The following is a 10,008-nucleotide window of genomic DNA, read 5'->3' on the forward strand; positions in this document are numbered from 1 at the left end:
CAGCTTCATGCTGTACCGCCTTTATAGCCTGCTGCCGTATCTCTGCCGTAGTTCCGTTCTTGATTGCGTTCAGATACTCGAAGCTCTCCTTTATTTCCCTGTTGTAGTTCATACGCACATCAAAACACCGCTCGCACTTCCGGAAAAAATCCGTCCGGTCAAAACCGCCCCTTACAGCCCCTTTCGCCGTTCCCCTGTGGTTAGTCTTAGGGCTTAGTTTGAGCTTGTTCGCCCGGTCTTTCCGGCTCACGATGATATGTGCGTGCATATCGTTCAGCCTTTCTCCCGTCCGGGTATAGTGGATCTTTGCGTAATACTCGATATTGTTCGCTTGCAACCCCTTGTTGAAGTTCTCCGCATAAGCCGGGATGATGTCCTTACGGATATACTCCTTCATCGCTCGTGCCTGCTCCTCCGGGCTGGCTCCCATTGCTGCGAGCTCCTTCTCTGACGGGCTGACGGTGATAACAAAAAACTTTGCGTCCGTCTTGTGGAGCTGCGCCCGGTTATGGTCTATCTTGTAGGTGACCTCTTTAGGGCTGACGAAATCCCGGTACTGGTTGAAGAACGGCTCTGCCTGTTGCCCCTGCCGGATGCGCTCAAGATCTTCATGCTGCAAGTAAGTGACCACCCCGGTACAACTCCCGGTATTGGCATACGTGCCACCCCCTCCCCCTTGTATCTTCACGTTCATAGGCTCTTATCCCTGCTCCTTGTACAGTGTCGCAATGTCGTTGAAAAAACCGCTTTTCTCCTTTGCGTCAACGAGCTTGCCAAGATACATGAACGCTTTCCGTTCCTGCTCGGTGGCTCTGCCCAAAAGCTGGAGTATGTCGCTGCGCAAGTTCCTCGCATCGTAGTTCTGCCGTTGCTGCTGGTCGGAAACGGCTTTCTGCAAGTCCCGCACCTGTCCGGCGGTTGCCAGCTTGTCGAGCACCCTCTCGATACGGGCTTCGGTGGTGCTGATCGCTGCGCAAGCCGGGCGCAAGATGTCCTGTTCCTGCTTCCTGATGAACGCTATCACCTGATCGCAACGCTTGATAAGCTTCTGCATCTCCTTTGCCGGGCTTTCATGTTGCACCGGGTTAATTCCGTATTTCTCGAAATACTCCAACGCACAGGAAAGGAACTCTTTCTTTGAAACATCGTTAGACTTTGCCAGCCTGTCAAGTGTGGCAAAGGTCTTTTGATCTATTGTTACGGTGGTCTGCTTCTGCATAGGCTTCAATTTTAAGTGTTGGTTTACCGATTTTTCCGGTACAATATACTGAATTGTAGCCAATTACAAAAATATGGTTTACCAAAAGTAAACCAACGGTAAACTAATAAAAATTAATCATCTGAAAATCAGATATATAAAAATTCAGCATTGGACTAAGTCCAATGACTGCTTGCTCACTTCGTTCACAGGCAAAACCTGCCGATAATAGCTAAAATAATTGCAATATATAAAATTATCATTCTGTAATACAGAAGATTAGTTTTTATATCAATTAGTAAATCATTGGCTAAGCTATCATTAAACGGCTGATTTTCAGCCGTAACCCCGTAGGGCAAGAGGAAAAACGGTACAAAGTGCCGTTTCCTCTTGCTGTTCTTTCGGCTGCTTTGCATCCGGCGAACACCCTCCCCTGCGGTACGGCAAAAGGGTACTTTTGCATCGTACAAGGGGGACGGGGAGAGCCGGGCAAAGCACAAAGAAAGAACCTATTCCACAAACAAAAAACACACGCCAAAACGACACAACAGGCTGTATAAAATAAATAGAAATTGTTTCGCTATATGGAAACAAAAGATTATCTTTGCACCATAAAAACAACAACTTATGGAAGAAAAGGCTAAATTCAAAATCATCTACTCAAAAGATGCAGATGATTTTCTGAACAACTTACCAACAAAGATTAAAGACAAAATTATCTATAATATTGCCAAAGCCAAGTTTGTGATAGATCCGGAACTCTTTAAAAAGTTAGACGATACGGATATATGGGAGTTCAGAACATTCTATAACAAAGTAAAATACAGGCTGCTGGCTTTTTGGGATAAAGATAACGGAACAAATACCCTTGTTATTGCAACACATGGATTTATAAAGAAAACCCAAAAAACACCACCCAAGGAAATAGCGAAAGCCGAAGATATTAGAAAAGCATATTTTAATTCAAAAAAATAAAGCGTATGGAAACAATGAAATTTTATACAGAAGAAGAAATATTAGATAAGCACATAGGGAAAAAAGGCACTCCCAAAAGAGATCAGTTTGAAGCTGATCTAAACTCTTTCTTAATTGGTGAAGCCATTAAACAGGCTCGCCAGTCGAAGAACCTAACCCAAGAGGAATTAGGCAATCTGATAGGAGTGCAGCGTGCTCAAATCTCCCGAATTGAAAACGGTAAGAATTTAACCTTTTCCACCATTGCAAGAGTTTTTAAGGCTATGGGAATAAGTGCTAAACTTGAAATCGGAAGCATGGGTAAAGTTGCGTTATGGTAACTAACTATATAACAAAATGTTATATCAAATCCGGGAGCGGAAACGCATCCCGGAAACTTCTCGTTTTTACGCATAAAAAGTCATAATTAAACATATTTTAACACGCGGGGAAATTCGCTCAATTCACCCCGCTGCGCTTGGCTTTTGCTTTGCTTTCACAAGTATTCAAAAACTCGTTTTTAGGCTATTTTCGTTTTTCTTGACCTCTTAAAATTTCTTTGACTTGTTTTAAAGCATAACCTGTTATATGCTTATCAATCTTTAAAAATATCGAACGAAATTATTAATACACAGATGATTATAAGAACAAATCAAAACTTAACTACGAGTTTTTGAATACTAACTGCGAGTTTTTGAATACTATTTTATAATTTAACTACGAGTTTTTGAATACTATTTTATAATATCAGCGAGTTTTATTTGTATAACTCGTTTTTGATATTTATATTTGCGCAAAACATTGATAAATATGGCAATAGTAAATAAAGATCTTATTCAAAGTTATATTATGACTACTGCAAAATATGACTTTAACGTGTACGAAAAGCGGATAATTTACCGTCTTGTAGAAATGGCTCAAGGGGAATTACAAGGTATAAAGTTCGCTAATAACTGCCAAAAAATAGAACATGACCTTTTCAGTTGCGTAAACATTACCATGCCTATTGCTTGTTTACTCAATGGCGAAGAAGATAAAAACTACGCAAGAGTAAAAGAAGCCCTGCAATCGCTCCAACGAAAGATATTTGAGTATGAAGATGAAGAAGTTTGGCAAAGTATATCTATCATCGCATTACCTTATATCCGAAAGCGCTCTTCTGTCTTATCTTTCCAAGTCCACCCACGTGTATGGGATTGTATTCTTGACTTTTCCAAAGGTTACCGTAAATATGAACTAAAGGCTGCAATGAGTTTTAAAAGTCAATTCTCCATGCGCTTTTATGAACTCCTTAGCAACCAAAAAACGCCCCTAATCTATTCAATAGAACAACTGAAAGAAATGTTTTGCGTAACGAATAAATACGAGCGTATAAACGATTTCCTACGCTACGTAGTGGAAGCTGCAAAAAAAGAACTGGACGCAGTAAGCCCCTATACATTTGAATACACTCCCCTCAAATCGGGGCGAAAAATAACTGCCATAAAATTTTATCCGGTATATCAGCCGGAACACCGGGACAGTGATTTAGAGAAACACGATTTACAAAAGCAAGTTTCCCTAAGCTGGTCTTTATCTTCGGAAGTTCGTAATTACTTAAAAAACTCGATAGGATATTCCGATAAAGAGATTAAAAACAACTTGGATCTGTTTGTATCGGCACAAAGTTTACTCACAGATCTACTCGGAGAACTTGCCATACTCAAAGGAAAAGCAAGAGAAAAGAAAAACCCCAAGGGGTATATTATCAATGCAATCAAAGGGAAATTAAAAGATAGAAAATAGCTTATGAAAACAGGTGATAAAGTTATCGTACCAGCCGAAATAAGCGGCTATGGCAGGGATTTACGGGCAATGGTTACAGAGATAGAGAAGTTCGCCGGGGCAATATTCGTAACAGTGATATTCACCGAACCATGTCCGGAAGCCTGCGGAAGAAAAGGGGGCGTTTACCATGATTTCCAACTCGATTTACTCCCGGAATAGAGGTATATTTTCGGAATATTCGGTATATTTGTAGCATAATTCAAAAAATATGGAAAACTTACCGCAAACAATAGGAACCAAAGAAGTCGAAGCACGTGTTATCGAGCTTCGGGGGCAAAAGGTCATACTTGACCGGGATGTTGCCGAACTCTATCAGACAGAAACCAGAGAAATAAACAAGGCTGTCAAAAACAATCCCGAAAAATTCCCGGACGGGTATTGCTTTACCCTACAACCCTCTGAAAAACAGTATGTGGTGGAAAATTTCCACCGCATGGAAAGACTGAAAAAATCGACTGTCGAACCAAGAGCCTTTACCGAAAGAGGGCTGTATATGCTGGCTACCATAATGAAAAGCCCAAGAGCCACGCAAACCACCATTGCGATAATAGATTCGTTCACAAAGCTGCGTGAACTTACACGAAATATCGAAGCGATACATAACGAGCCGGACAACGCCAAGCAAAAAGGGCTTATCCAGCGCACAGGCGAGCTTCTCTCCGACCTGCTTGTAGATGATACGGACACGACCGAAACGGAATCCACTATCGAACTCAACCTTATGGCGGTCAAGTTCAAGCACACAGTCAAGCGGACAAAGAAGAGCAAGCCGGACAAATAACGAGCATATAATCAAAACATGTAGCATATTTCAAGTATATCAAGCATATTATAAGCATATTTACATCAATAAGTTAAGGCATGACAGATAAAGCAACCATACAACCCAAGAGCAAGCCGGAAAAGACAACCATTTCGATAAGCGGAGAAACATCTGAACGGCTGGAGATATACTGCCGGGCAAACGGCATATTGCGGAAAGAGTTTGTTTCCCTTGCGCTGGATTATTTCGAGCGTACCGGATTTGACCTGCAAAGTAACGCTCTCGATTATTCCCCATTGGAGAAAATCATCAGAGAACTGAAAGAAGTAAAAACAACCATGCAGACCAACAACGAGGGAACGGAAGCGGTGCGCCAGTTTCTCCAAGTTGTCCGGGAACAGACCACCAAACAACTCCCAGCGCCGGAGCTGATCGCCCATGCTGCCGAAGAAAAAGCAAAAGCAGAAGCCAAAAGCGAAGAACAAGAAAGGGAGATTGCCCGGCTGCGATCCGAAAACTCTGCTTTGCAGGAGTACAAGGAAAAAGCACACCAAGAACTGTGCCGGGTACGTGACGAGCAAAAGACAATAGGGAAAATAAAAGTAAATACAGAACTATAAACTTTAGCATATCCTTAAAAGGCAAAATGAAAGCGACACCAACACATGAGCGTCCAAAAGTGATTAATTTAACTGATTTCAACCAAAAACATCGCTTTCAAATTTGCTTATTACAATCTTTTTATTATCTTTGTCTAAGTTGTAACAGGACTATGTTGTCACTTTCTGAGAAAAACTTCTCTGATGTGGAGCCTTGGTCGGGGATTAGTCGCAATACAACTGTGTTTTTTACATATTGAAGAAAAGCGTTTAGCTGATTTCTGTGCAGGTGAAAAGTCGAAAATGAACCGTAGGTACAGCAAAAACAGTCTATACGCCCGCTCGCTATATGCGGGGGGCGCTACCTGTTTGTACCTAAGGGCTTCGACTCCCTCACCTGCGGATAGGCAAATGCCCTTCCGCTTTTTTTCACTTATAACAACAGTATCTTAAACGAGAGGACAGACAATGCGTACGCAATGAGAGATATATGTTTTTAGTACTAATTTTTAAACAAGTTGTTATATGGAAAAGACTACTATAGGCTACAATGCCGGAGCGATTTGGGATAAATTGAGAGAAACCGGACGTATAACCATTGCAGAGCTTGCGAGAAAACTGAACATGGCTGCTGATGAAACCGCCATTGCCGCCGGGTGGCTCGCACGTGAAGGCAAAGTATATATTGAACGGATAAACGGTCTATTGCATATCAGGAGAGAGTGATGCAACGCCTCAAGAGGATAAAAGGCAAACGCCGGCATATTCGCCGTATCATGCCATTATGATGCTAAAGCGTTTCCTCTTTATCCATTTCAAAACTATTTATTAATCTAATAAACCAACCAGTATGGACAAGCATATCATCGGAGAAAACGCAGGAAAACTCTGGCGTTTATTAAGCACAGACGCACCTCGGAAATGGACTTTACAAGAAGTCAAGGATGCAACAGGGTTCAATGACCTGGAAGCTGCCAGCGCAATAGGTTGGCTCGCACGTGAGGACAAAATCCAATTCGAACTTGAACACCACAGCACTAAGGATAAGAACGTCTTTTTATACCTTATGCTGAACGTGTATTTTTAAAGCCTGTTTAAAAATATTGCCCCCGGCGGGGTTTTCGCTGGGGGCTTCCTGCATTTGCATATATAACCTCAAAGGCAAGTCAAATCGGACGGGGTGGCGGTCGGACGGCTGAAAAGTCGAAAACGTAACACAGGCGTGTTACTACTTGTCTTTGACAAGGCATTTTTTAGGGGTGCTGGCATACAATCCGAAAGGGGCGGGAACGGCTGTTCCCGTTTGTTCTCCCTGCAACCTACAGGATATTAACCTTAAATCATTAAGTGATAAACACTATATTTAATAAACCCTTTTAGCCAACAAATTGTTATCTTTATGCGGTCGTAAACAAAAAATAAGCTTATGAAAACTGCTATGGAAAAAAAAGAAATCGGCTTAATGAGACAGATCGGTTATCTCTCTTTTGTCGTTGTTTTGTTGTATGGGCTTACGCTATTTGCGGTTTCTTGTGACAATGATGAAGATCCTCCTCTTCCTCCCGCAGTGGAAAAAGTAGTGCTGGCATTTGGTGTGGATCAGGGTGAAGGTCAGCTTTCGGCTAAACCGGAGTTGGAAAATACGGCTGCGGAAAAGATAGGAGAATTGATCTCTCCGGCTGAAATAGCGAAAGGCACAACGGTGCATTTTCGTGCTACCCATTCCAAATCATGGACAATCATGTATTGGAAAGTCAATGGCGTCATTATTCGTTCTGTGGAGCCGGAGCAGACTTTCGTCATCGATGAGCATAAGGAGGTTCGGGTTGCTTTCAAGCCTTACAAGTCACCGGAACCGGAGGGGCTGTAAAACAAACTGTGTCAGCAAAGCAATAAAATATTAATTTTGCTGACACAGTTTAATTGAATTCTCTTTTTGCTGTTCATTTGCTTTATTTCAGGACTTCGCCCTTCTCGTTGAAGAACACTTCGCTGTCCGTGCCTTCTGCATCGGTAAATGTCACCTTGTAGGTCTTTGTGCCTTCCTCGCTTTCCTCAACTGCGGCTTCCTTGATTGTCAGGTCTGCGAAATCCTTCTTGATCGTGTCCTGAACCGCCTGCGGCAGATCCTTTACCTCGATTGGCTTATAATCGTTCACCATTACCACAATCTCAACATCCGATACCATGTTGCCGGCGAATGCCACTGAACTACCCAATCCCATAACAAGTGCTACTGCAAATAATACCTTTTTCATAATCCAATCTATTTAAATATTTAACATATGGTTTCTGAAAGACAAAGAACAAACATTGTGCCAAACAAATAAACAAGTCATATATACCTGATAATCAAAAGCATACAAAAAACACATATATTTATTGAAGAACTGTTATCTGTGTATCATTTCCACATTTTGTGGAAATGATACACAGACTTTCTATAATTGCCTCCAGCGGGGTTTTCGCCGGGGGGCTTCTTGCATTTGCATATCTATCAAAAAGAAAGCAATATCGGAGCGTTACACCATAAAAACAGCTAGCCGGTTATTACAAAATGATATTGCGTGTCCGGCTGATCGGGGCGGGTCTCCCACCATGCGGACAAATCCCGGTAACAAAATGACAAAGCGGACATCCCGCCAAAGAACAACATTTTTTTTCTTTTTTCCTAAACACCTGCCAGCGAAGCACAGAGTATTTGTCAAGGGCGAAGGGTAAAAAATACCGCACGAGCGAAGCGAGCACAGGAGATTTTTTACCCGGAGAGTGAAACGCCCCTTTACAAATGCGGCGTGCGTAGCTACCTTCGTGCCGGAAAATAGAAAAAATCACGCTACGACTGCCCCAAAATCCCTTTTATATCCTCTTTCACCCGGTTATAATATTCCATGATGTCCGCACCCGAAACGAAGCTGTCCGGCTGCTGCCCCACCGATTGCCTGTACTGTCCGTCCACCTGCCTAAAATGGTTATGAAATACGGGTGCGGCACTTTCCACCGTCCGCCCGATGAACTCCCCTACCTCCAACTCCATGAAAACCGCCGGACGGTAAATGTCCCGTTCCTGCACCCCCTCGCTCTGCCCTTTCGACTTGAACGGCGATATAGCACCCTTGTTCTCCGACTGTGTCGTAAATACGGTGTCCGTCTTGCCGAACTGACGGCTGAACACCTCTGCGGTCTTGCTCGATGCGACACGCCCGTAAAAATGGCTGTTGCAGGCTGCAAACAAAACATCGGCTTTCTTATCCCCGTATCCGTCCGCAAGCTGCGCAAGATCCTGACACATCAATACGGTGGCTATCCTGTTGCTGCGCCCGGTATTCGGCACTACCTCCAAATTCGGGATGAAAACGGTCGGCGCCTCGTCCAGCATGACAAAGGACGGAACTTTTCCGGGCTGGTTCATCAGCTTGGTGGCAACCGTTATCACGAGGCTGCAAAGCGGTGAAAGCGTCTGTGACGTTGTCGGGTTGGTGGCAACGGTGAGTATAGCCGGATGATCCGGATTGTTTACGTCGAGAGGACAGCCCGGACGGGAAAACACCCACATCATTTCGGGCGTGTTGATTTGGGCAACCGCACCCTGCAACGTACCAAGTACCCCGGAAACTTGGTTGTCCGCTCCCCTCTGCAACGCATCGTAAACGCTGCGTACCATTTGCTCCGTAATGATGTTCTTTTGCAGCGTGTTGAGCAAGGCTGTGCCATTGCTGCCAACCATTGCCAGCACATGGGGAATGTCGCATATCTCCGGGTGTTCCTCCCGGAGATACCAGATACAGGCGGTCAGCACATCGGTTGCGGATCTGCTCCAAAAGTCCGGGTTCTTTATGCTCTCCTTTGTCAAGTTGGCAACGATAGAAACGGCGTACTCACGTGCGTAGCTCGTATTAGGCACATATTCGGGCTGTATGGGGTTCACAAAGTCCGTCCGGTACGGATTACTGAAATTAAGACGAAAGTGTCTTAAATCGCTTCCTGTTGCGTTCAGAAACGAGCTTATATCATTGTCAAGAGCCGGGAACTTGAAATCGTACACGATCCCGGCAAATCCCTTGCGGATGAACTCAAGGAGCAAGGGCACTGCGACACTCTCGGACTTTCCCGATCCTGCCGCCCCTGCGATGAATATGCCCCGGAAAGGATTGCCGACAACAACCGGGTTTTCATGCGTGGGTATCGAAACCGCCCATTCCCCAGCCGGACGGGACGTTTCCGGCTTCTTTTTCCGAAAGTAACCTTTCGGGACGATGCACCAAAGGACAAAACAGCACAACAGCACGAGGAACACGAGCAGCCAAATGTAAGCGAACCCGGCGATCTGCCCGGCTTCCACCATGCGCCACGCCTCCGGAAAGCCGGGATTAAGCACCGCAATGACTTTCACCATGAACACAGCCCACACCACCAGCAAGGCGGTAAGGCAACCTTTCCTTTTCTTTTTCGCCAACTCTCCCCTTTTCATAAGCCCATGCCTCCCATACCCTTTACGATCTTCCTCGTCACTTTCTTGCCTATCTCCTTGCTCGCTTCCCTCGCAGCTTCATGCTGTACCGCCTTTATAGCCTGCTGCCGTATCTCTGCCGTAGTTCCGTTCTTGATTGCGTTCAGATACTCGAAGCTCTCCTTTATTTCCCTGTTGTAGTTCATACGCACATCAA

The 10,008-nt window shown here is 44.2% G+C and carries 14 protein-coding genes and 1 pseudogene; 10 read left to right on the forward strand and 5 right to left on the reverse strand.

Annotated features, from left to right (window positions below):
• Together NBH01_RS26090 and NBH01_RS26095 are read right to left on the reverse strand one after the other, a co-directional pair.
• A partial coding sequence (locus NBH01_RS26090) for a DUF5712 family protein (protein ID WP_250700367.1) occupies positions 1 to 694 on the reverse strand: 694 nt, incomplete at its 3' end.
• 6 nt (positions 695 to 700) lie between these two features.
• On the reverse strand, positions 701 to 1,219 hold the full coding sequence (locus NBH01_RS26095) for a ribbon-helix-helix domain-containing protein (protein WP_070751053.1): 519 nt from the start codon (positions 1,217 to 1,219) through the stop codon (positions 701 to 703).
• A 356-nt stretch (positions 1,220 to 1,575) separates the two neighbouring features.
• Here NBH01_RS26095 and NBH01_RS26100 point away from each other — a divergent pair, with 356 nt between their 5' ends.
• The 10 genes from NBH01_RS26100 to NBH01_RS26145 all read left to right on the forward strand — a co-directional run bounded on the left by NBH01_RS26100 (position 1,576) and on the right by NBH01_RS26145 (position 7,211).
• Positions 1,576 to 1,758 carry a hypothetical protein gene (locus NBH01_RS26100; RefSeq protein ID WP_250700368.1) on the forward strand — a complete coding sequence of 61 codons (183 nt, stop codon included), beginning with the start codon at positions 1,576 to 1,578 and terminating at the stop codon, positions 1,756 to 1,758.
• 67 nt (positions 1,759 to 1,825) lie between these two features.
• The gene (locus tag NBH01_RS26105; RefSeq protein ID WP_113748953.1) at positions 1,826 to 2,173 is read left to right on the forward strand and encodes a type II toxin-antitoxin system RelE/ParE family toxin; all 348 of its coding nucleotides are present in this window, start codon (positions 1,826 to 1,828) and stop codon (positions 2,171 to 2,173) included.
• A 5-nt stretch (positions 2,174 to 2,178) separates the two neighbouring features.
• Positions 2,179 to 2,493, forward strand: coding sequence for a helix-turn-helix domain-containing protein (locus NBH01_RS26110; protein ID WP_121960625.1), 315 nt, complete (start codon positions 2,179 to 2,181; stop codon positions 2,491 to 2,493).
• 469 nt (positions 2,494 to 2,962) lie between these two features.
• The gene (locus NBH01_RS26115; protein WP_250700369.1) at positions 2,963 to 3,937 is read left to right on the forward strand and encodes a replication initiation protein; all 975 of its coding nucleotides are present in this window, start codon (positions 2,963 to 2,965) and stop codon (positions 3,935 to 3,937) included.
• A gap of 3 nt (positions 3,938 to 3,940) precedes the next feature.
• Positions 3,941 to 4,138 carry a hypothetical protein gene (locus NBH01_RS26120; RefSeq protein ID WP_009132798.1) on the forward strand — a complete coding sequence of 66 codons (198 nt, stop codon included), beginning with the start codon at positions 3,941 to 3,943 and terminating at the stop codon, positions 4,136 to 4,138.
• A 49-nt stretch (positions 4,139 to 4,187) separates the two neighbouring features.
• Entirely contained in the window at positions 4,188 to 4,760 is a 573-nt protein-coding gene (locus NBH01_RS26125) for an ORF6N domain-containing protein (RefSeq protein WP_009132799.1), read from the forward strand.
• A gap of 80 nt (positions 4,761 to 4,840) precedes the next feature.
• On the forward strand, positions 4,841 to 5,362 hold the full coding sequence (locus NBH01_RS26130; RefSeq protein ID WP_118423726.1) for a BfmA/BtgA family mobilization protein: 522 nt from the start codon (positions 4,841 to 4,843) through the stop codon (positions 5,360 to 5,362).
• A gap of 504 nt (positions 5,363 to 5,866) precedes the next feature.
• Complete coding sequence (locus NBH01_RS26135; RefSeq protein ID WP_009132802.1) at positions 5,867 to 6,067, forward strand: winged helix-turn-helix domain-containing protein; 201 nt, start codon at positions 5,867 to 5,869, stop codon at positions 6,065 to 6,067.
• Between the two features lie 124 nt (positions 6,068 to 6,191).
• Positions 6,192 to 6,428, forward strand: a complete 237-nt coding sequence (locus tag NBH01_RS26140) for a winged helix-turn-helix domain-containing protein (RefSeq protein WP_009132803.1) — start codon at positions 6,192 to 6,194, stop codon at positions 6,426 to 6,428.
• Between the two features lie 339 nt (positions 6,429 to 6,767).
• A complete protein-coding gene (locus tag NBH01_RS26145) occupies positions 6,768 to 7,211 on the forward strand; it encodes a hypothetical protein (protein WP_007659487.1) in 444 nt (147 codons plus the stop codon).
• 82 nt (positions 7,212 to 7,293) lie between these two features.
• Here NBH01_RS26145 and NBH01_RS26150 read toward each other — a convergent pair whose 3' ends face one another.
• The 3 genes and pseudogenes from NBH01_RS26150 to NBH01_RS26160 form a co-directional block, all read right to left on the reverse strand.
• Positions 7,294 to 7,599: a hypothetical protein gene (locus NBH01_RS26150; protein WP_005783170.1), complete on the reverse strand. Its 306-nt coding sequence runs from the start codon at positions 7,597 to 7,599 to the stop codon at positions 7,294 to 7,296.
• A gap of 578 nt (positions 7,600 to 8,177) precedes the next feature.
• Positions 8,178 to 9,638, reverse strand: coding sequence for a type IV secretory system conjugative DNA transfer family protein (locus tag NBH01_RS26155; RefSeq protein WP_250700370.1), 1,461 nt, complete (start codon positions 9,636 to 9,638; stop codon positions 8,178 to 8,180).
• 170 nt (positions 9,639 to 9,808) lie between these two features.
• Positions 9,809 to 10,008: pseudogene (locus tag NBH01_RS26160) on the reverse strand (hypothetical protein); the annotation flags it as partial.

Source organism: Bacteroides sp. B1-V-101, assembly GCF_023656585.1.
Lineage (GTDB): Bacteria > Bacteroidota > Bacteroidia > Bacteroidales > Bacteroidaceae > Bacteroides > Bacteroides thetaiotaomicron.